The following is a 20889-nucleotide window of genomic DNA, read 5'->3' on the forward strand; positions in this document are numbered from 1 at the left end:
AAGACTCCGGCAGTCGGGCAGACTCGAAGGAAACCCGAAGCAACCTCCGATCCCGAGGTTCCCGAAAGAGGGTGGAACACGTGGACCGCTGCGTCGTGCTCGTGGACGCCGGCTATCTGCTCGGCGCCGCAGCAAGCCTCATCGCCGGAGAACCGGCCCGCTCCCGGATCACCGTCGACCACGCCGCCCTCGTCCAGGCCCTGCGCGAAGGCGCGGAGGCGGACACCCGGCAACCCCTGCTGCGGATCTACTGGTTCGACGGCGCACCCGACCGCGTCCCGCAGCCCGAGCACCGCCGGCTGCGCGTGATGCCCCGCGTCACCGTCAGGCTCGGCGCCCTGACCCGCAGCGACGGACGCTGGGCGCAGAAGGGCGTCGACGCCGCCATGCACGCCGAACTCACCGAACTGGCCCGCAACCGCGCCTGCTCCGACGTCGTGCTCGTCACCGGCGACGGCGACCTCCTGCCCGGTCTGATGTCCGCCAAGGAGCACGGCGTCGCCGTCCACCTGTGGGCCGTCCAGGCCGCCGACGGCGACTACAACCAGTCCGAGGACCTTGTCGCCGAGGCCGACGAGCGCCGCGTCCTCGACCGCGCCTGGATCACCCGGGCCGTCCGCGCCAAGGACCTGACCGGGCCGTGCGCCCCGCCTCCGGCGCCCCGCCCCGAGATCGCCGCGATCCTCGCCGCGCCCCTGCCCGAGGCGGCCCTCGCCGCTTCGGCCGAGCGCTCCTCCGGCAACGGCTCCGCGCCCCACACCCCGGGGAACGGCCAGGGCTCCGGCGCCCCGACCCCGGATTCCGCGGGCACCTCCCGGACCGGCGCCGCCGACGCGCCGACCGGCGGCGCGGCCTCCGGCACCGCCTCCGCGCCCTCCGGGGCCTCCAGGGCCGTCCCCACCCCGAAGGACCTCGCCGGGCTGCGCCCTCCCGGGCACCCCGCGGCCCAGCCCGCCCCCGCCGTGCCCGCCAACGCCACCCTGCGCTGGTCGTCCGACCGCGGCTGGATCGACCGGCCCGGCGGCCCCGTCGGCGAGCCCCCCGAGACCGCCTCCCTGCCCACCCTCGCCCAGCTCACCAGCGCCGAGCAGCGCTGGGCGGACCGGGAGGAGGACATCACGACCGTGGGCGGCGACCCCTTCGAGGTCGGCCAGGTCTTCGCCCGCCGCTGGATGGACCGGCTCCCCGACCCCTCCCACGTCGACAACCTGTCCAGCATGTACCCGCGGATCCCGCACCGCATCGACGGCGAACTGCTCCGCTACGCCGCCCGCTTCGGGCTCCTCGCCCACAAGGACGACCAGATCGACGAGCACGACCGCTACGCGATCCGGGCCGGCTTCTGGCGCGAGATCGACGTCCGCGCCGCCGCCGCGAACCACGCCGCGCACCCGCCGGCCCCCCACGTCGGGCACACCGCGCCCGCCGAGTGACCGCACCGGGCGGCATCCCGACACCGCCCCGGGCTCGGCCCGGCCGCCCCGACCCCTTAGGCTCATCCCTCGTGAGTACGGTGTGCGTGGTGCGGGATCTGGTGAAGACGTACCCCGCCGCGCGCGGCAGACGCGGTGCTCCCGCCACCCCCGAGGTGCGGGCCACCGACGGGGTCTGCCTGGACGTGCGGCGCGGCGAGGTCTTTGGGCTGCTCGGACCCAACGGCGCCGGCAAGTCCACCCTCGTACGCCAGCTCACCGGCCTCATGCGCCCGGACTCCGGCAGCGTCGAGGTCCTCGGCCACGACCTCGTACGCCACCCCGAGCGAGCCGCCCGCCTCATCGCGTACCTCGGCCAGGAGTCCACCGCCCTCGACGAGCTCACCGTGTCCCTGGCCGCCGAGACCACCGGGCGGCTGCGCGGTCTCACCGCCCGCGACGCCCGCGCCGAACGGGACGCCGTGCTCGAAGAGCTCGGGCTCGGCGAGCTCGCCGGCCGCCCCCTGAAGAAGCTGTCCGGCGGCCAGCGCCGACTGGCCTGCTTCGCCGCCGCCCTGGTGGGGGAGCGGTCCCTGCTCGTCCTCGACGAACCCACCACCGGCATGGACCCGGTGGCCCGCCGCGCCGTCTGGGCCGCCGTCGACCGCCGCCGCGCCGAGCACGGCGCCACCGTCGTCCTGGTCACCCACAACGTCATCGAGGCGGAGACCGTCCTCGACCGGGTCGCCGTCCTCGACCGCGGCCGGGTCATCGCCTGCGACAGCCCCGCCGGGCTCAAGCAGCGCCTGGCGGGCGAGGTCCGCGTCGAACTGGTGTGGCGCGACCGCGCCCCCCTGGAGCTGCCCGAGGTGGCCGCCCTGCACGCGGCCGCCCGCGAGTCCGGGCGCCGCTGGGTGCTGCGCCTGCCCCGGACGAGGCCCGCGCCGCGGTCGCCGCCGTCACCGGCGGCTCGGCCTTCGCGGCCCTCGACGACTTCACCCTCGCCACGCCCAGCCTGGAGGACGTGTACCTGGCGCTCGGCGGCGAGACGGCCAAGGGGCTGGTCAAGGCATGACCGCCCCGCACGCCGGCGACGACGACGGGAGCAGGAAACGGTGAGCACTCTGCCCGCGGAGGCGCTGTCGACGAGCGCCGTGCCCGCGCAGGCCCCCGGGGCACGGGAGGACAGGGCCGCGCCGCTGGCCCCCCGCGCCCGGCTGCTGCCCGCGCTCGCCGCGGTCTACCGCGCCCAGCTGTCCCGGGCCCGGGTGGCCCGGATCCCGCTGCTGTTCGTCGCCACCTTCCAGTCCGTCGGGATCATGGTCCTGATGCGCGGAGTCGTCGACGGCGGCAGCGAGGCCCGCGCCGTCGTCGCCGGCTCATCCGTCCTCGTCGTGGCGTTCGTGGCGCTGAACCTGCTCGCCCAGTACTTCGGGCAGCTCCGTGCCAGCGGCGGCCTGGACCACTACGCCACGCTGCCGGTGCCGCCCGCCGCCGTGGTGCTCGGCGCCGCGGGGGCCTACGCCTCCTTCACCGTGCCCGGCACGGCCGTCACGGCGGTCGCCGGCTCCCTGCTGTTCGGACTGCCGCTCACGCACCTGTGGGTGCTGGCCGCGGTGGTGCCGCTGGCCGGTGCCGCGCTCTCCGGCCTCGGTGCGGCGCTCGGGCTGCTCGCACCCCGCCAGGAGCTGGCCACCCTGCTGGGGCAGCTCGGCATGTCGGCGGCCCTGCTCCTCGGCGTCCTGCCGGCCGAGCGGCTGCCGGGGCCGATCGGCTGGGCACGGGACCTGCTGCCCTCGACGTACGGGGTGGAGGCGCTGGCCCGCAGCTTCGACGCCCGGCCGGACTGGGCGGCCGTCGCCGCCGACCTGTCCGTCTGCGCGGTCGTCGGCGTCCTCTCGCTGGCGCTCGCCACATGGGCGTACCGCAGGGCCGCCGTCCGGTGAGGCCGCGGCGCGGCGGCCCCCGGCGGCACCTGGCACGATGACAGGGTGACCCCACCCTTGACCCCACCCCACCAGCCATCGAGTGAGAACGTGTCCCACGACGTACCGGAACACCCGCACCCGGAGCAGCCCGCGCCCGGCGGCCCGGCCGGATGGCCGCCCCGCCACCCCGTGCCGCCGTACCCCTACGCGTACGGGGACGCGGAGCCGACGGCACCGGACGTGGCCGGCGAGGTGCGGCGCGGAGCCCTGGTGCTGCTCGCGGTGGCGGTCCCCGGCATCCTGCTCGGCCTGCTGTGGCTGTGGCTCGCACCGCGCATCCCCCTGGTGTCGGACGGGTCGGCGGTGCTGCTGAAGGAGACGGAAGGGGAGGGCGCGGTCGGCGCGGACGGCACCTTCGCGCTGCTGGCCGCCGCTTTCGGCGCGGTCAGCGCGACCGCCGTGTTCCTGCTGCGGCGGGAGGGCGGCGTGTCCGTGGTCGTCGGGCTCGCGCTGGGCGGGCTGCTGGGCTCGGTGCTCGGCTGGGGCACCGGGACGCTGCTCGGGCCCACGCACGATGTGGTGGCGCACGCGAAGGCGGTCGGCGAGGGAGTCACGTTCGACGCGCCGCTGGAGCTCCAGGCGTACGGGGCGCTGCTGGTCTGGCCGGTCGCCGCGATGTTCGTCCACCTGGCCCTCACGGCGCTCTTCGCACCACGCGAACCCGAAGCGGTGTGGGACCCGGGCCTCCCCGCCGCGCCGCAGGCCCCGCCGCGGCACGAGCCCCGCAGGGCGGCCCCGGCGCCTGACCCCGCGCCGCCGCGGGCGCGGACGCAGGGCGGAGACCGGTCCGGAGCGGCGACCGGCTGATCCGGACGGGTCCGGCTAGCCGCGCCCGATGGGGGCGACCACCGCGTCCGTGAGGGCGGCCAGGTCCTGCGGGGACAGTTCGACCTCCAGCCCGCGGCGGCCCGCCGACACGCAGATGGTCTCGTGGTGCGGCGCCGACGCGTCCAGCACCGTCGGCAGCCTCCTGCGCTGGCCCAGCGGCGAGATACCGCCCCGGACGTAGCCCGTGGTGCGCTCCGCTGCCGCAGGATCCGCCATCGCCGCGCGCTTGCCGCCCACCGCCGCCGCGAGCGCCTTCAGGTCGAGCTGGCCCGCCACCGGCACCACCGCGACGGTCAGCGTGCCGTCCACGTCCGCGACCAGCGTCTTGAACACCCGGTCCGGTGACACCCCCAGGGCCTCGGCGGCCTCCTCGCCGTAGGACGGGGACGAGGGGTCGTGGTCGTACGCGTGCACCGTGAACGGCGTGCCCGCGGCCGTCAGCGCCACGGTCGCCGGAGTGCCGTTCGCCTGCTTCTTCGCCTTCTTCGCCAACGCCTCGCCGTCCTCTTCTCCGCTCGTAGGCGCCCGACCGCCCGTCAGTTCGGGCTGGTCGGGGCCTGGGTCAGGTCCACCGCGGGCAGCGACGGCAGATGGCGCAGCAGCGCCGTCTCCGACCGCAGCATCCGCAGCTCCTCACGCAGCCGGGCCGCCGTGTCCGGGGCCTCCAGCAGCCGCTGCTTGGCCGACGTGTCCAGCACCGCCGCGGCGGCCACCAGATACGACACCACCGACGGCTCGTCCGGCAGCTCCGCCGCCGCCAAGGACCGCTCCCGGGCGCCGGCCAGCCGCTTCTGGTAGGCGCGGAACGCCCTCAGGACACCTTCTGCCAGCGCGCCCGCGCCCTCCCCGCGGCGCTCCTCCAGCTCCTCCAGCTCCGCCGTCAGGAACGGGCCGCCCGCGTCCACCGACAGCAGCCGGACCCGGGTCGTGCCGGTCGCCAGCACCTCGAAGCTGCCGTCCGCCCGCTCCCGGATGCTCGCCGCGTCCGCGACGCACCCCACGCGGTGGAAGGCGGCGGCGGGGTCGGGTCCGAAGCCCGCGGCGGGACCCTTCTCCGGCAGGGCCGTCGGGTCCGGCATGCCCGGGGCGGTCCGCGCCACCTCGTGCCCGTCGCGGATCGACACCACGGCGAAGCGGCGCGGCTGCGACTCGTCGATGGTCAGCAGCTCGCGCATCATCGCGCGGTACCGCTCCTCGAAGACGTTCAACGGCAGGACGAGGCCCGGGAACAGCACCGCGTTCAGCGGGAAGAGGGGCAGGCGAGCGGTGGTCACAGCGGTCAAGCCTAATGGCCGACCGCCCGGCCGCGTCCGGCCCGTCCGCCCACCGCCTCCCCGCCGGCCGCGCAGGGCGCCCGGCCCGGAGCCCGGCCCGCCTCCGCGGCGGCCGCACGGCGCGCCAGTTCCCGCGTGTCCAGGAAGCGGCCCAGCGGATCGCCGCCGCCCACCGACCACGGGAAGGACGTCGCGTACGGGCCGGTGAGCCGGAACTGCTCCAGCGCCGCCGACCACCGCCTGCGCGAGACCAGTACGTACGCGAGCGTGTTGCGGGTCTCCGCGGCCGCCGGGTCGCCCGGCCGCCAGCGTCCGCAGAACGCGGCGGCACGGTCGGCCGCCGCGTCCGTGCGCCCGTCGGACACGGCGCCGGGCCCCCGCCGGTCAGCTGGGCGAGCGCGGCGCGCAGCGGCAGCGTCTGGACCGCCGAGTCGGCGCGGGCGTCGAGCGCGGCCTGCTCGGCGAAGTCGAAGCACACCCGGTGCGAGCCGTACCAGCGGGCCGAGAGATAGGTGAGCGCCGACAGGTGGCACCCGTAGTGGTGGGCCGACCGCCGCAGCGCCTGCTCCCACAGCGCGGCGAACACCTGGTGCGGGATGCGCGCGCCCCGCGCGTGGTCGAGCGCGAGCCGCCAGGGCACCGGGTCGTGCGGCGCGGCCTCCGCGGCCGTGCGGATCGCCGGCTCGATGTCGCGGAGCCGCTCCACCCGGGCGGGCGACCGCCAGGCCAGGTGCACCGCGAGCTGGGCCGACAGCAGCAGCGCGTCGGGGTCGTCCGCCGCCTGGGCGAGCCACCGGGTCAGCCAGGCGTCGCGGCTGCGCGCGAAGAGCGCGAGCCGCAGAGCGTACCGGTCGCGGGCCTCCCAGTCCGCGGACCGCCGCGTCGCCGCCATGAGGGCGGCGGCCGGGGTGTGGTCCCCGCGGGCGGCCGCCACCAGTGCCGGTCCGAGCCGCTCGTCCGGCACGTCCAGCAGCACCGCGTCGTCCGGTGGCAGCCCGGACGCGGGCGGCGCGGCAGGACGGACCGGGCGCGGGCGGCTCAGCAGGGAACGCAGCAGAGACATGGTGCCGCCCATTGAAAGCCGCAGGTGGGGGGTGCGCCAGGGCCGTGCTGTGAAGCTTTGGTGGGAGCAGGGTGGGGAGCCGGCGCCCGTACGCCCGGCGCCAGCACCCTGGGCGCGCGCCCCCGTTGGGCCTTGCCCGCTTGCCCGCTTGCCCGCTTGCCCGCTTGCCCGCTTGCCCGCTTGCCCGCTTGCCCGCTTGCCCGCTTGCCCGCTTGCCCGCTTGCCCGCTTGCCCCGGCCGCCCCGGCCCCCACCCGCCGTCGGCCGCCGGGCCGGAGCCGGGGCGGCCGCCTGACCGGCGGGCTGTTCAGCTGCGCCGCAGGAGGCGCGACGCGCCCGCCGCCACGGTCGTGGCCAGCACCCAGCCGACGAGGATCAGACCGGTCGACATCCACTGCCACGGTCCCGTCAGCAGCCAGTACCCCTCCTGCCCCAGGTTGATCACCGGCACCAGCAGGTCCAGCGCGTACAGGGCCGCGTTCCAGTGCGGGGCCTCGTCGTCCTTGATCGGCACCGGGTCGTACCGCGAGAACGCCAGCGCCCCCGCCGCCCACAGCACCGCCATCCACACGGCCGCCCGGCCCGGCCGGTAGCCGTACGCCACCGCCAGGTCCTGCACGTACCCCCACAGCTTCGCGCCCAGCGGCAGGGTCTCGCGCCGCCGCCGCTGCTTGGCGAGCAGCACCTCGCGGGCATCCGCGTCCTCACCGGTGGCCCGCAGCACCGCCGCGAGCCGCTCGTACGGCTCGGGGGAGTACTCCGGGGTGGCCGCCGCCACCCACTCCAGGCGCCGGGTCAGCGGGAACGGCCCGTACGGCACGAGGTTCTCGTACACGAACCCGTGCAGGGCCAGCCCGCCCGGGCCCGGCCAGCTCGCCGCCTGGTCGACCAGGGTCACCACCTTCGCCCCGTTCAGCACCACCCGGCCCTCCTCGGGCCGCTCGCAGGTGAACCGCAGCTCCGGGGTCACGATCCGGCGCATCGACAGCTCCTCCTTGCGGGCCGAGGACAGAAGGAACCGCGAGTAGCGCAGGTCCACGGCGTCCTGGAACCTCCCGTCGTCCAGCCTCACCCCGCCGTGGCACTCGAAGGGCCGCATCCGCGTCCCCCGCATCGGCGTGTGCACATCACCGAGCCCGTACGGCGGCGTGCCGCCCAGCGAGTCCCCGGGGCCGCCCACCGAGTCGCTCACCCACGCGTACGTCATGTACAGCGTCCGCTCCACCGACAGCTGCGGCGCGTTCAGCGCGCGGCGCCCCTCGGCACCCCGCAGCCGGCTGCCCCGCAGGCTCAGCGAGCCGCCCACCTTGGCGCCCCGCATGCTGAACTCGCCGTATGCCTCGACCAGTTCCGCCTGGAGGTCCTGCGCCACCGACAGGCCGTCCGCCACGATGGCCTGCCCGCGCCGGTCCGGCTCCACGTGGATCTGGCTGATCAGCAGGTCCGTGCCGATCTGCGCGTCGCTCAGCCGCACCCCCCGGTCCACCCGGCAGCGCGGCAGGTGCAGGTCGCCCTCCGTGTGCAGCCGTGCCGCCTCCACCCGGGGGATCGCGCAGCCGATCATCCGCAGGGTGGTGAAGCGCGACTCGGGCAGCACCACCTCGTTCTCGAACCGGCACCCCTGGAGCTCCACATACGGCGCGATCTGGCCACCCGCCAGGTCCAGCGTCCCGGTGATCAGCACCCCGCGCAGCTTCAGCGCGGGCACCCGGCCCGCCACGGCGGGCGGCCCGGACAGCAGCAGCCGCGCCACGACCTCGGCCCGCACCCGGCGCTCCCCGGGCCACACCCGGGGCGAGAACGGATCGTCCAGCACCGGATGCCCGGCGCGCAGGTCGTGCCACGCGCCGACCCGGAACGCCAGCCACATCCCCGACTCGACCGCCGTCAGATCGCCGGGCACCTCGGCGTCGTGCCCGTCCCCTGCCGGCTCCCCGTCCCGACCGTCCTGCGGCTCGGTCACTTGCCACCCCTCGCTTCCCCGATTTTCGTACAGCCGTTCTTCCCGCTGAGTGACGAGGTGAACGCTAACGGTCAGCAGTGACAGTCCGGGGGTGGTGTGGCGTGTATCAGCCAGTGATACGGGCGCCCGGCCCCCCGAAGCGGTCTGCGAGAATTGACCCGTGATCTCTCGAATCGATCTGCGCGGTGACGCCCTCCCGAAGGGCGGCGCCCTGCGCGACCTGCTGCCCCGAGCCGAGTTCGACGTCGAGGCCGCCCTGGAGAAGGTGCGGCCCATCTGCGAGGCCGTCCACCATCGGGGAGACGCCGCGCTGATCGACTACGCCGAGCGGTTCGACGGCGTGAAGCTGGACCAGGTGCGCGTTCCGGCCGCCGCGCTGACCCGCGCCCTGGAGGAGCTGGACCCCGCCGTCCGCGCGGGCTTGGAGGAGTCCATCCGGCGCGCCCGGATCGTCCACCGCGCGCAGCGCCGCTCCCCGCACACCACCCAGGTCGTGCCCGGCGGCACGGTCACCGAGAAGTGGGTGCCGGTCGAGCGCGTCGGCCTCTACGCGCCGGGCGGCCGCTCCGTCTACCCCTCGTCCGTGATCATGAACGCCGTCCCGGCGCAGGAGGCCGGCGTCGAGTCCGTCGCCCTCGCCTCCCCGCCGCAGCGGGAGCACCACGGCCTGCCGCACCCGACGATCCTCGCCGCCTGCGCCCTCCTCGGCGTCGACGAGGTCTACGCGGTCGGCGGCGCCCAGGCCGTGGCCATGTTCGCCTACGGCACCGAGACCTGCGCCCCCGCCAACATGGTCACCGGCCCCGGCAACATCTGGGTCGCCGCCGCGAAGCGCTACTTCACCGGCCGCATCGGCATCGACACCGAGGCCGGCCCCACCGAGATCGCCGTCCTCGCCGACTCCACCGCCGACCCGGTGCACGTCGCCGCCGACCTGATCAGCCAGGCCGAGCACGACCCGCTCGCCGCGGCCGTCCTCGTCACCGACTCCGTCGGGCTCGCGGACGCCGTGGAGCGGGAACTGGCCCCGCAGATCGCCGCCACCAAGCACGTCGAGGACCGCATCGTCCCCGCGCTGAGCGGCAAGCAGTCCGCGATCGTCCTCGTCGACGGCCTCGACGAGGGACTGCGGGTGGTCGACGCGTACGGCGCCGAGCACCTGGAGATCCAGACCGCCGACGCCGCCGCCGTCGCCCAGCGCGTCCGCAACGCCGGGGCAATCTTCGTGGGCCCCTGGTCGCCGGTCTCCCTCGGCGACTACTGCGCGGGCTCCAACCACGTCCTGCCCACCGGCGGCTGCGCCTGCCACTCCTCCGGCCTGTCCGTGCAGTCCTTCCTGCGCGGCGTCCACATCGTCGACTACACGCGCGACGCCCTCGCCGAGGTCGCCCACCACGTGGTCACCCTCGCCGAGGCCGAGGACCTGCCGGCCCACGGCGCCGCCATGAAGGCGCGCTTCGGATGGAAGGTGCCGCAGCAGTGAACGACACCCTCCGCGCCGACGACCTGCCCATCCGCGACGAGCTGCGCGGCAAGTCCGCGTACGGCGCCCCCCAACTCGACGTGCCGGTCCGGCTGAACACCAACGAGAACCCCTACCCGCTGCCGGAAGCGCTCGTCGAGCGCATCGCCGACCGCGTGCGGGAGGCAGCCCGGCACCTCAACCGCTACCCCGACCGCGACGCCGTCGAGCTCCGCACCGAACTGGCCCGCTACCTCACCCGCACCACCGGGTACGAGGTCGGCGCCGCCCAGGTCTGGGCCGCCAACGGCTCCAACGAGGTCCTCCAGCAGCTCCTCCAGGCGTTCGGCGGCCCCGGCCGCACCGCGATGGGCTTCGAGCCCTCGTACTCCATGCACGGCCTCATCTCCCGCGGCACCGGCACGGACTGGATCTCCGGCCCCCGCGGCGACGACTTCCGCATCGACGCGGACACCGCCGCGGCGGCCATCGCCCGGCACCGCCCCGACGTGGTGTTCGTCACCTCCCCCAACAACCCCACCGGCACCGCCGTCGACGCCGGCACCGTGCTCGCCCTGTACGACGCCGCCCAGGCCGCCAAGCCGTCCCTGGTCGTGGTCGACGAGGCGTACGTGGAGTTCAGCCACCGCCCCTCGCTGCTCCCGCTCATCGAGGAGCGCCCGCACCTGGTGGTCTCCCGCACGATGTCCAAGGCGTTCGGCGCCGCCGGGCTGCGCCTCGGCTACCTCGCCGCCCACCCGGCCGTCGTCGACGCCGTCCAGCTGGTCCGCCTGCCGTACCACCTGTCCGCCGTCACCCAGGCCACCGCGCTCGCCGCCCTCGAACACACCGATACCCTGTTGGGGTACGTCGAACAGCTCAAGGCCGAGCGGGACCGGCTGGTCGCGGAGCTGCGCGGCATCGGCTACGAGGTCACGGAGTCGGACGCCAACTTCGTCCAGTTCGGACGGTTCGAGGACACCCAGGCCGTGTGGCGCGGCATCCTCGACCGCGGCGTCCTCGTCCGCGACAACGGCGTACCGGGATGGCTGCGGGTCACGGCCGGCACGCCGGAAGAGAACGACGCGTTCCTCGATGCGGTTCGCGCACTGAAGAAGGAGCAGAGCTCATGAGCCGCGTAGGACGGGTCGAGCGCACCACCAAGGAGACGTCCGTCGTCGTCGAGATCGACCTCGACGGCACCGGCAAGGTCGACGTCTCCACCGGCGTCGGCTTCTACGACCACATGCTGGACCAGCTCGGCCGCCACGGCCTGTTCGACCTCACGGTGAAGACCGACGGCGACCTGCACATCGACTCGCACCACACCATCGAGGACACCGCCCTCGCCCTCGGCGCCGCCTTCAAGCAGGCCCTCGGCGACAAGGTCGGTATCTACCGCTTCGGCAACTGCACCGTGCCGCTCGACGAGTCCCTCGCCCAGGTCACCGTCGACCTCTCCGGCCGCCCGTACCTCGTGCACAGCGAGCCCGAGAACATGGCGCCGATGATCGGGGCCTACGACACGACGATGACCCGGCACATCCTGGAGTCCTTCGTCGCCCAGGCCCAGATCGCGCTGCACGTCCACGTGCCGTACGGGCGCAACGCCCACCACATCGTGGAGTGCCAGTTCAAGGCCCTCGCCCGCGCCCTCCGGTACGCCTCCGAGCGCGACCCGCGCGCCGCCGGGATCCTGCCGTCGACGAAGGGCGCGCTGTGACCGCCGCCCCCACCGGCACACGGCGCCCCGCCCCCGCGAGCGCCCCGTGTCCCGCGGCCGCCGGCACCGCCGTGGCCGCGGAAGCGGACGGGGGGACGCGGTGACCGGGCTGTCCGCCGTCCTGATCGTCGTCGGCCTCTTCCTGGCCGGCGGCGTCTACTCCTTCACCAAGCAGAAGATGCCCAAGAGCCTCATCGGCCTCCTGGCAGGCGCCTCCGCGCTCTGCCTGATCGCGGGCGTCCTGCGGATCCAGGGACTCTGGGAGTGAGCACCGCATGACCGCGAAGAAGGTCGTCGTCTTCGACTACGGCTTCGGCAACGTCCGCTCGGCGGAACGCGCCCTCGCGCGCGTCGGCGCCGACGTCGAGATCACCCGCGACTACGACCGGGCCATGAACGCCGACGGGCTCCTCGTGCCCGGCGTCGGCGCCTTCTCCGCTTGCATGGCCGGGCTCAAGGAGGCCCGCGGCGACTGGATCGTCGGCCGCAGGCTGGCCGGCGGCCGCCCCGTGATGGGCATCTGCGTCGGCATGCAGATCCTGTTCGCCCGGGGCATCGAGCACGGCACGGAGACCGAGGGCCTCGACGAGTGGCCCGGCACCGTCGGCCCCCTCAAGGCGCCCGTCGTGCCCCACATGGGCTGGAACACCGTCGAGGCCCCCGAGGGCAGCGAGCTGTTCGCCGGACTCGACGCCGACGCCCGCTTCTACTTCGTCCACTCGTACGCGGTGACCGACTGGACCCTGGAGAGCGCCAACCCCGCCCTGCGCGCCCCCGAGGTCACCTGGGCGACCCACGGCGAGCGGTTCGTCGCCGCCGTGGAGAACGGCGCCCTGTGGGCCACCCAGTTCCACCCGGAGAAGTCCGGCGACGCCGGAGCCCGGCTGCTGACCAACTGGCTCGCCACCCTCTGACCCGCGACCCCGCTCCGACGATTTCCTTCAGACAGACGCTAGGACCGCTGAGATGACCAAGCTCGAACTCCTCCCCGCCGTCGACGTCCGCTACGGCCAGGCCGTACGGCTCGTCCACGGCGAGTCCGGCACGGAGACGTCCTACGGCTCCCCGCTGGAGGCGGCGCTGGCGTGGCAGCGCGCGGGCGCCGAGTGGCTCCACCTCGTCGACCTCGACGCCGCCTTCGGCACCGGCGACAACCGCGCCCTCATCGCCGAGGTCACCGCCGCCATGGACCTCAAGGTCGAGCTGTCCGGCGGCATCCGCGACGACGCCTCCCTGGCCGCCGCCCTCGCCACCGGCTGCACCCGCGTCAACCTCGGCACCGCCGCCCTGGAGACCCCGGAGTGGGTCGCCAAGGTCATCGCCGAGCACGGCGACCGGATCGCCGTCGGCCTCGACGTACGGGGCACCACCCTGCGCGGCCGCGGCTGGACCCGCGACGGCGGAGACCTCTACGAGACGCTGGAGCGCCTGAACAAGGAGGGCTGCGCCCGCTACGTCGTCACCGACATCGCCAAGGACGGCACGCTCCAGGGCCCCAACCTGGACCTGCTGAAGAACGTCTGCGCGGCCACGGACCGCCCCGTCGTGGCCTCCGGCGGCGTCTCCTCCCTGGACGACCTGCGCGCCATCGCCGAGCTCGTGCCCCTGGGCGTCGAGGGCGCCATCGTCGGCAAGGCGCTGTACGCCGAGGCGTTCACCCTCGAAGAGGCCCTGGCGGCGGTGGCCGCATGACGGCCGGAGCCGTACGGAAGGTCGTCACCGGCGCCCCCTGGGAGGAGCAGTTCGGCTACTCCCGGGCGGTGGAGCTGCCGAACGGCCTCGTCCTCGTCGCCGGCTGCACGTCGGTCGTGAACGGCCAGATCGCCGACGGCGGCCCCTACGAGCAGGCCCTCAACGCCTTCCGCGCCGCCTTCGCCGGTCTTGAGCAGCTCGGCCTCGGACCGGCCGACGTGGTGCGCACCCGCATGTACCTCACCCACGCCCGGGACGTCGAGGAGGTCGGCCGCGCCCACAAGGAGCTGTTCGACGCCGTCCGCCCCGCGTCCTCGATGCTCATTGTCTCCGGCTTCGTCGACTCCCGGCTGCTCGTCGAGGTCGAGGTCGAGGCCTACCGCACGAACGGAGGAGCCGCGTCATGAGCCTCGCGGTCCGCGTCATCCCCTGCCTGGACGTCGACAACGGCCGTGTCGTCAAGGGCGTCAACTTCCGGAACCTGCGCGACGCCGGCGACCCCGTCGAGATGGCCAAGCTGTACGACGCCGAAGGCGCCGACGAGCTGACCTTCCTCGACATCACCGCCTCCTCCGGCGACCGGGAGACCACCTACGACGTGGTGCGCCGCACCGCGGAGCAGGTCTTCATCCCGCTCACCGTCGGCGGCGGCGTCCGCAGCGCCGGGGACGTCGACAAGCTGCTGCGCGCGGGCGCGGACAAGGTCGGCGTGAACACGGCGGCGATCGCCCGCCCGGAGCTGATCCGGGAGATCGCGGAGCGCTTCGGCCGCCAGGTCCTCGTCCTGTCGGTGGACGCCCGCCGCGCGCCCGGCACCCCGTCGGGCTTCGAGGTCACCACCCACGGCGGCCGCCGTGGCACCGGCATGGACGCCGTCGAGTGGGCCCACCGCGCCGCGGACCTGGGCGCCGGCGAGATCCTGCTGAATTCCATGGACGCGGACGGCACGAAGGACGGCTACGACATCGAGATGATCGCCGCCGTGCGCCGGCACGTCAGCGTCCCGGTGATCGCCTCAGGCGGCGCCGGACGGCTGGCGGACTTCCCGCCCGCCGTCGAGGCGGGCGCGGACGCGGTGCTGGCGGCGTCGGTCTTCCACTTCGGCGACCTGCGGATCCCGCAGGTGAAGGCCGCCCTGCGCGAGGCGGGCCACGAGGTCCGCTGACGCCCTGCCGGGCGGGGCGGCTGGCAGCTCCGTTGAGCGCTCTGCCGGGCGGGAAGAGCTGCGCGGGGCCCACTGAGCGCCCCGCCGGGCGGGGGAGGGCTGCGAGAGGCTCGCTCAGCGCCGCCCTGCCGGGGCGGGGGAGGGCTGCCGGGTCCGTGAACCGCCTTGCTTGGCGGGGGCGGGCTGGGAGGTCCGTGGAGTGCTCTGTCGGCGGGGGAGGGCTGAGAGGTCTGTGGACCGCCCTGCCGGGTCGGGAGGGCCGCCTGGTGCGCTGAGTGCCTTGCTCGGCGGGGGTGGGCTGGGACTCCGTTGAGCGCCCTGCCGAGCGCCGCTGACCGCCCTGCCGGGTCGGGAACGCCGCCAGGTGCGCTGAGTGTCCTGCCGGGTCGCGAGCGCCGGCGGTCCGTGGAGCGCGGGCAACGCCCGGCAGGCCGAGAGGCCCGCGAGCGCCGTGCCGTGCGGGCAGGGCTGCGAGGTCCGCTGAGTGCTTACCCGAGCGCTGCGGGCCCGCCGGGGGCTGGGAGCACCGAGAGGCCGCAGCGTGCCCTCCGCGCCTGGCAGGCGCCGACGGCCGTCCGGTGAGCGGGTCGCAGAGCGCCCCGGCGACGGCAGCGGCCCTGCCGGACACGGCGGGACCGCTGCCTGCGCCCGGGGGCGCCCCGGAGGCTAGATGAATGAGTCCGATGTTCGTGCTGGTCGCGACCATGGCGAAGGGCGCCCGTTGGTCAGTGTGTGAAGACAAACCTGGACGCCCTTCTGGCGGCACTGTACGTGTTCATCGACGACCATGTGGCGCCTTGTCGCCGGATCGGGCGACCCCCGAAACTGACGGACGCCGAACTGCTGTGCCTGGCGGTCGCCCAGGTCCTGCTCGGTTTTCCCTCGGCCCGGCACTGGATCCGCTTCGCCCACGCCCGCCTCGGCCACCTGTTCCGCTACCTGCCCCAGCAGTCCGCCTACAACAAGCGCCTCAACGCCGCAGGCCCCCTGATCAGCCGCGTGATCGAGGCACTGGCCCGGCAGGTGCCGACCTGGAACGACGACCTGCGGCTGATCGACTCCACCCCGCTGCCCTGCGCGGCCTCCCGCGAGACCGTCAAACGCTCCGACCTGGCCGGACACTGCGGGTACGGCTACTGCCGCAGCCACTCCCGCTTCTTCTGGGGCTTCCGCCTCTACCTGGTCACCACCGCCGAAGGCATGCCCGTCACCTGGTGCCTGGCCAACCCCAAGATCGGCGAACGGGAGGTGATGGCCGCGCTACTCGAACGCGACCACCACCTCGTCCGCCAAGGACAGGTGATCCTCGCCGACAAGGGCTTCGCCGGGAAGGAGTTCGAAGCGTTCTGCTCCGAGCGGCTCGGGGTTCATCTGGTGCGGCCGGACCGCGAGGACGAACCGGCCCGGCACGGAAAGATCGCCCGGGTCCGGCAGTGGATCGAAGCCGTCATCGACACCCTCAAGGGCCAGCTCAGCCTCGAACAGCACGGCGGCAGAACCCCAGCCGGAGTCTTCGCCCGCACCGGCCAACGACTCCTCGCCCTCGCCGCCGGCATCTGGCACAACTGGGCCACCAACGCCCCCGTCAAGCGATCACTGATCGCCTACGACCACTGAAGACATCGGACTCATTCATCTAGAAGGCCGATGAAGATCTTGTTGGGGGGCTGTCCGGCCGTAGGCCGGGCGGCCCTTTGGTCTATGTGGTGGTGGGGGTGAGGGTCCAGGTGGTGCCGGTGTGGGTGAGTCCGAGGTTGATGAGGCGGCGGAGGTTGAGGGCGGCTGCCCGGTTGTGGAGCCAGGTGTTGTTCTTGAGGACGCCTCGGTAGGGGACGCGGCGGTTGCCTTTGGCGACGAGCCAGGCGATGGCGCGTTCGACGGGTGGTCGCCAGCGGCGGTACTCGTCCTGCCATTCCTGGCTGGTGGCGGCCTGGTCCCGGGCGGTTTTGAGGAGGTCGTACTGGGGATGGACGCTGAAGACGCGTCCGGTCTTGGACCTGGTGCAGCGTTCGCGCAAAGGGCAATCGAGGCAGAGTTTTTTGAACTGGGCCTGGCGGTTGCCGCCCGAGAGGGGGCGGCCGAGGGCTTTGGTGTGGCCGGCCGGGCAGGTGACGTGGCCGGCCTGGGTGTCGACGTGGAAGTCGTCGGTCGTGAAGCCGCCGGGGATGGCCTGCCGCAGGGGCGGGGGCTTGATCACGAGGGTGTGGCCGTCGGCTTCGAGGGCTTCGCGGAGTTCGCCGGTTCCGTAGGCGGTGTCACCGAGGACGGTCAGGTCCTGGTCCTCGTCGGCGAGGAGGTCTTGGGCGACGGCGGCCTCGTGGTTGCCGGCTCCGCTGCCGGCGGTGAGAGCGACCTCGGTGAACAGTCCCGCCTCGGGCTCGAACGCGGCATGCGCACGGAAGCCCTCCTGGTGGCGGGTCCGGTTCTTGTGGATGTGCCGGGCCTCGGGATCAACCGTGGAAACCACGCGGTCGGGTGCGGTCCCCCGGGTGATGCGCCAGCGTCCGTCACGGCCGTCGGACTCCTGGGCCGGTTCGACGTCCTGGCCTGCGACCAGGGCCAGCAGGCCGGCCGCGTTCGCGGCCTTCTCGCCGAGTTCCTGTTCGGGCAGGTGGCCCAGCAGCCGCAGTGCGTCACCGACGAGGGCGTCCACCAGGTCCGCCCTGGCCTGCCGGTCGTTCCAGGCGATCCTCGGTTTGCCAGGGTCGCTGTAGTCGTGGGCGGTGCACTGCACGGCCGCGGCAGGTCCGGCGCCGGGGACCTCACGGATCACCGCCCGCACGGCGGAGATCAGCTGGGTGACGGTGTCCTGGGTGGCCACCGCGTCATCGAGGACGGTGGAGTCCAGTGCCCGCCGGTGCTTTCCCTTCAGCACGCCGGTGGCCTTCACGACCTCGCGCACCGCCTCGAAGACCCGGTTCGGGCAAGCCGAGCGGGCCAGACGACGGCGGAAGTAGGCCAGCAGCGAAGGATCGAACGCCATATCGTGCAAGCCGAGCCCGCACGCGGCCTTCCACCGCAGGTCACAGCGTAATTCCTGGACCGTCTCGAAGTCCGACATCCCATGCAGGGCCTGCAGCGTGATCGCCGCGGCCAGGACCTGCGGAGGCATCGACGGACGGCCGTTCGCCGACGGATACATGTCCTCGAACATCACCGCGGGAAACAGCTGCCCACGATGCTCGGCCAGGAACGCGAAGACACTCCCAGCCGGGATCAACTCCCGGCAGGTCTCCCACACATCCGGCCCGATCGTCTCCCCAACCCACTCCCCTTGCACCACAAGACGAGTCTGGCCCCGCCGCTGACGCGGCGAGGCCAGAACCCAACATTTTCAGCAGTCTTCTAGGGCTGGTCGAGGCGCTGCGCGAGCTGGACCAGATTGCCCACCGTGTCGTCCAGGACGGCCGTCAGGACGGGGCCCTGCTCCACGGGCTCCTGCGTGAACTCGACCCCCAGCCCGCGCAGGCGCTCGTACTCCGCCCGCAGGTCGTCGACCGCGAAGACGATGCACGGCAGGCCCGCCTCCCGCAGGCCCTTCGTGTAGGCGCGGGCGATCGGGCTGTCGCCCGGCTCCAGCAGCAGCTCCACGTCCTGGCCCGGCGCGCCGACGGTGACGAACAGCGCCTCGCCGAGATCGATGTGCGCCCGCGTCTCGAAGCCGAGGACGTCCGTGTAGAAGGCGTGTGCCTTCTGCTCGTCGTCCACGAACACGTTGGTCATCGCGATCCGCATGGCTCAGACTCCCAGTTCCGCTTCCAGGGCCCGCGCCACCGCGTCCTTGTCGCCGTCGAGCTCCACCCGCGCGGCCGCCTGCCGCCCGTACAGGAACAGCACCAGCTCACCCGGCTCACCCGTCACCGTGACCACGGGCGCCCCGCGGCGCGCCACCGCCGTCTGGCCGTTCGGGCGGCGCATCACCAGGCCCACGGGGCACCGGCGGCCCGCCAGCCGCGCCCCCTTCTCCAGCCGGGCCCACAGCGCGTCCGCGAACACCGGGTCCAGCTCGCGCGGCGTCCAGTCCGGCTGCGCCCGCCGCACGTCCTCCGTGTGCACGTAGAACTCCGCCGTGTTCGCGCCCTCGTCCACCTGCTTGATCGAGAACGGCGACATCCGCGGCGGCCCGCTGCGGATCAGCCGGACCAGCTCCTCGTACGGCTTCGCCGCGAACTCCGCCTGCACCCGCTCCAGCCGGTCCCGCAGCGCCCCCACCAGCACGCCCGCCGCAGCGTCCGGGCGCCGCTCCCGCACCACCACGTGGGCCGCGAGGTCGCGGGCGGTCCACCCGTCGCACAGGGTCGGGGCGTCCGGCCCGACCGCCTCCAACAGATCGGCCAGCAGGAGCCGTTCACGCTTCGCATGGGTCGACATGTCGGCCAGCGTACGGCGGGCCGCCCCGGTCCGCCCAGTGGACACGGCCGGGAGCGCCCCGCGGCGCGCGGCACAATGGCGTCATGACCAGCAACCTTGACCCGGCCATCGCCGCCCGTCTCAAGCGCAGCCCCGACGGGCTGGTCCCGGCCATCGCCCAGCAGTACGACACCGGCGAGGTGCTCATGCTGGGCTGGATGGACGACGAGGCCCTGCACCGCACCCTCACCACCGGCCGCTGCACCTACTGGTCCCGCAGCCGCCGCGAGTACTGGGTCAAGGGCGACACCTCCGGCCACGTCCAGCTGGTCAAGTCCGTCGCCCTGGACTGCGACGCCGACACCCTCCTGGTCAAGGTCGACCAGGTCGGCGCCGCCTGCCACACCGGCGCCCGCACCTGCTTCGACGCCGACGTCCTCCCTCTGGGCCAGTAAGGTCGGGCGCCATGGACCTCGAGACCTTCCGCAAGCTGGCGACCGACCGCCGCGTGATCCCCGTCAGCCGCCGCCTCCTCGCGGACGGCGACACCCCGGTGGGCCTCTACCGCAAGCTCGCCGCGGAGCGCCCCGGGACCTTCCTGCTGGAGTCCGCGGAGAACGGCCGCTCCTGGTCCCGCTACTCCTTCGTCGGGGTCCGCAGCGCCGCCGCGCTCACCGTGCGCGACGGACAGGCGCACTGGCTCGGCACGCCGCCCGTCGGCGTGCCCGTCGACGGCGACCCGCTGGCCGCGCTGCGCGCCACCGTCGAGGCCCTGCACACGCCGCGGGACCTGGCCGGCGGCATGCCGCCCTTCACCGGCGGCATGGTCGGCTACCTGGGCTACGACATCGTGCGCCGCCTGGAGCGCATCGGCGAGCACGGCACCGACGACCTGCGGCTGCCCGAGCTGACCATGCTGCTCACCTCGGACCTCGCGGTCCTCGACCACTGGGACGGCACGGTCCTGCTGATCGCCAACGCGATCAACCACAACGCCACGGACTCCGGCGTGGACGAGGCCTACGCGGACGCCGTGGCGCGGCTCGACGCCATGCAGGCCGACCTGACCAAGTCCGCCGAGTCCGCGCCCGCCGTCCTCCCGCCGTCCGAGCTGCCCGAGTCCACCGCGCTGTGGGGCGGGCCGGCCTACCAGGACGCCGTGGAGGACATCAAGGAGCGCATCCGCGCCGGGGAGGCCTTCCAGGTCGTGCCGTCCCAGCGGTTCGAGACACCCTGCACGGCGAGCGCCCTCGACGTGTACCGGGTCCTGCGGGCCACCAACCCGTCGCCGTACATGTACCTCTTCCGCTTCGACGGGTTCGACGTCGTCGGGTCCAGCCCCGAAGCGCTGGTCAAGGTCGAGGACGGCCGCGCGATGGTGCACCCCATCGCCGGCACCCGGCCGCGCGGGGCCACCCCGCAGGAGGACCAGGCCCTCGCCGACGAGCTCATCGCCGACCCCAAGGAACGCGCCGAGCACCTCATGCTCGTCGACCTCGCCCGCAACGACCTGGGCCGCGTCTGCCGGCCGGGCTCCGTGGAGGTCGTCGACTTCATGTCGATCGAGCGGTACTCGCACGTCATGCACATCGTGTCGACCGTGACCGGCCGGGTCGCGGAGGACCGCTCCGCCTTCGACGTCCTCACCGCCTGCTTCCCCGCGGGAACGCTGTCCGGGGCGCCCAAGCCGCGCGCCATGCAGATCATCGAGGAGCTGGAGCCCAGCAGGCGCGGCCTGTACGGCGGCGCCGTCGGCTACCTGGACTTCGCGGGCGACTCCGACACCGCGATCGCCATCCGCACGGCCGTGCTGCGCGACGGCACCGCCTACGTGCAGGCCGGAGCCGGTGTCGTCGCCGACTCCGACCCGGTCGCCGAGGACACCGAGTGCCGCAACAAGGCGGCCGCGGTGCTGCGCGCCGTCCACACCGCCAACCGGATGAACCGGGTCTGACTGCGGCGAGCCGGGA

The 20889-nt window shown here is 74.0% G+C and carries 20 protein-coding genes and 2 pseudogenes; 15 read left to right on the plus strand and 7 right to left on the minus strand.

Annotated elements, in window-relative coordinates:
• The first annotated feature begins 71 nt into the window (after window positions 1–71).
• The 4 genes and pseudogenes from L6E17_RS13405 (at window position 72) to L6E17_RS13420 (ending at window position 4207) form a co-directional block, all read left to right on the plus strand.
• A complete protein-coding gene (locus L6E17_RS13405) occupies window positions 72–1433 on the plus strand; it encodes an NYN domain-containing protein (protein ID WP_236241003.1) in 1362 nt (453 codons plus the stop codon).
• Between the two features lie 80 nt (window positions 1434–1513).
• A pseudogene (locus tag L6E17_RS13410) lies at window positions 1514–2487 on the plus strand (ABC transporter ATP-binding protein).
• 64 nt (window positions 2488–2551) lie between these two features.
• Window positions 2552–3358, plus strand: a complete 807-nt coding sequence (locus L6E17_RS13415; RefSeq protein ID WP_236241344.1) for an ABC transporter permease — start codon at window positions 2552–2554, stop codon at window positions 3356–3358.
• Window positions 3359–3403: 45 nt separating this feature from the next.
• Window positions 3404–4207 (plus strand): DUF2567 domain-containing protein, encoded by an 804-nt coding sequence (locus L6E17_RS13420; protein ID WP_236241004.1) that lies wholly within the window; start codon window positions 3404–3406, stop codon window positions 4205–4207.
• Between the two features lie 15 nt (window positions 4208–4222).
• Here the strand turns inward: L6E17_RS13420 and ybaK are convergent, their stop codons facing one another.
• From ybaK to L6E17_RS13440, 4 genes and pseudogenes are all read right to left on the minus strand, one after another.
• Entirely contained in the window at window positions 4223–4720 is a 498-nt protein-coding gene (ybaK, locus tag L6E17_RS13425; protein ID WP_236241005.1) for a Cys-tRNA(Pro) deacylase, read from the minus strand.
• 44 nt (window positions 4721–4764) lie between these two features.
• On the minus strand, window positions 4765–5502 hold the full coding sequence (locus tag L6E17_RS13430; RefSeq protein ID WP_236241006.1) for an LON peptidase substrate-binding domain-containing protein: 738 nt from the start codon (window positions 5500–5502) through the stop codon (window positions 4765–4767).
• A gap of 11 nt (window positions 5503–5513) precedes the next feature.
• Window positions 5514–6565, minus strand: a pseudogene (locus L6E17_RS13435) (hypothetical protein).
• Between the two features lie 306 nt (window positions 6566–6871).
• On the minus strand, window positions 6872–8434 hold the full coding sequence (locus L6E17_RS13440) for an oxidoreductase (RefSeq protein WP_236241345.1): 1563 nt from the start codon (window positions 8432–8434) through the stop codon (window positions 6872–6874).
• Window positions 8435–8687: 253 nt separating this feature from the next.
• Here L6E17_RS13440 and hisD point away from each other — a divergent pair, with 253 nt between their 5' ends.
• The 9 genes from hisD (at window position 8688) to L6E17_RS13485 (ending at window position 16186) form a co-directional block, all read left to right on the plus strand.
• On the plus strand, window positions 8688–10010 hold the full coding sequence (gene hisD / locus L6E17_RS13445; RefSeq protein WP_236241007.1) for a histidinol dehydrogenase: 1323 nt from the start codon (window positions 8688–8690) through the stop codon (window positions 10008–10010).
• The gene (locus L6E17_RS13450) at window positions 10007–11122 is read left to right on the plus strand and encodes a histidinol-phosphate transaminase (protein WP_236241008.1); all 1116 of its coding nucleotides are present in this window, start codon (window positions 10007–10009) and stop codon (window positions 11120–11122) included. The genes hisD and L6E17_RS13450 overlap by 4 nt, the downstream gene beginning before the upstream one ends.
• Entirely contained in the window at window positions 11119–11712 is a 594-nt protein-coding gene (gene hisB / locus L6E17_RS13455; protein WP_236241009.1) for an imidazoleglycerol-phosphate dehydratase HisB, read from the plus strand. Before L6E17_RS13450 ends, hisB begins: the two co-directional genes overlap by 4 nt.
• 100 nt (window positions 11713–11812) lie before the next feature.
• Window positions 11813–11980, plus strand: a complete 168-nt coding sequence (locus tag L6E17_RS13460) for a hypothetical protein (RefSeq protein WP_236241010.1) — start codon at window positions 11813–11815, stop codon at window positions 11978–11980.
• A 7-nt stretch (window positions 11981–11987) separates the two neighbouring features.
• Complete coding sequence (gene hisH / locus L6E17_RS13465; RefSeq protein WP_236241011.1) at window positions 11988–12626, plus strand: imidazole glycerol phosphate synthase subunit HisH; 639 nt, start codon at window positions 11988–11990, stop codon at window positions 12624–12626.
• Between the two features lie 52 nt (window positions 12627–12678).
• Window positions 12679–13404, plus strand: coding sequence for a bifunctional 1-(5-phosphoribosyl)-5-((5-phosphoribosylamino)methylideneamino)imidazole-4-carboxamide isomerase/phosphoribosylanthranilate isomerase PriA (gene priA, locus L6E17_RS13470; RefSeq protein ID WP_236241012.1), 726 nt, complete (start codon window positions 12679–12681; stop codon window positions 13402–13404).
• On the plus strand, window positions 13401–13811 hold the full coding sequence (locus tag L6E17_RS13475; RefSeq protein WP_236241013.1) for a RidA family protein: 411 nt from the start codon (window positions 13401–13403) through the stop codon (window positions 13809–13811). The genes priA and L6E17_RS13475 overlap by 4 nt, the downstream gene beginning before the upstream one ends.
• Window positions 13808–14569: an imidazole glycerol phosphate synthase subunit HisF gene (hisF, locus tag L6E17_RS13480; protein WP_236241014.1), complete on the plus strand. Its 762-nt coding sequence runs from the start codon at window positions 13808–13810 to the stop codon at window positions 14567–14569. Before L6E17_RS13475 ends, hisF begins: the two co-directional genes overlap by 4 nt.
• Window positions 14570–15301: 732 nt before the next feature.
• The gene (locus L6E17_RS13485; RefSeq protein WP_236238908.1) at window positions 15302–16186 is read left to right on the plus strand and encodes an IS982 family transposase; all 885 of its coding nucleotides are present in this window, start codon (window positions 15302–15304) and stop codon (window positions 16184–16186) included.
• Window positions 16187–16268: 82 nt separating this feature from the next.
• On the opposite strand, the gene L6E17_RS13490 is transcribed toward L6E17_RS13485, so the two are convergent.
• The 3 genes from L6E17_RS13490 to L6E17_RS13500 form a co-directional block, all read right to left on the minus strand.
• Window positions 16269–17849 carry an IS1182 family transposase gene (locus L6E17_RS13490; protein ID WP_236239647.1) on the minus strand — a complete coding sequence of 527 codons (1581 nt, stop codon included), beginning with the start codon at window positions 17847–17849 and terminating at the stop codon, window positions 16269–16271.
• Window positions 17850–17914: 65 nt separating this feature from the next.
• The gene (locus L6E17_RS13495; protein ID WP_236241015.1) at window positions 17915–18304 is read right to left on the minus strand and encodes a VOC family protein; all 390 of its coding nucleotides are present in this window, start codon (window positions 18302–18304) and stop codon (window positions 17915–17917) included.
• A 3-nt stretch (window positions 18305–18307) separates the two neighbouring features.
• Window positions 18308–18940 (minus strand): TIGR03085 family metal-binding protein, encoded by a 633-nt coding sequence (locus L6E17_RS13500; protein WP_236241016.1) that lies wholly within the window; start codon window positions 18938–18940, stop codon window positions 18308–18310.
• A gap of 83 nt (window positions 18941–19023) precedes the next feature.
• Between L6E17_RS13500 and hisI the strand changes: the two genes are divergently transcribed.
• Complete coding sequence (hisI, locus tag L6E17_RS13505; protein WP_236241017.1) at window positions 19024–19374, plus strand: phosphoribosyl-AMP cyclohydrolase; 351 nt, start codon at window positions 19024–19026, stop codon at window positions 19372–19374.
• An 11-nt stretch (window positions 19375–19385) separates the two neighbouring features.
• Window positions 19386–20873 (plus strand): anthranilate synthase component I, encoded by a 1488-nt coding sequence (locus L6E17_RS13510; RefSeq protein WP_236241018.1) that lies wholly within the window; start codon window positions 19386–19388, stop codon window positions 20871–20873.
• The last annotated feature ends 16 nt before the right edge of the window (window positions 20874–20889 follow it).

This window comes from Streptomyces sp. CC228A (assembly GCF_021390935.1).
Taxonomy (GTDB): domain Bacteria; phylum Actinomycetota; class Actinomycetes; order Streptomycetales; family Streptomycetaceae; genus Streptomyces.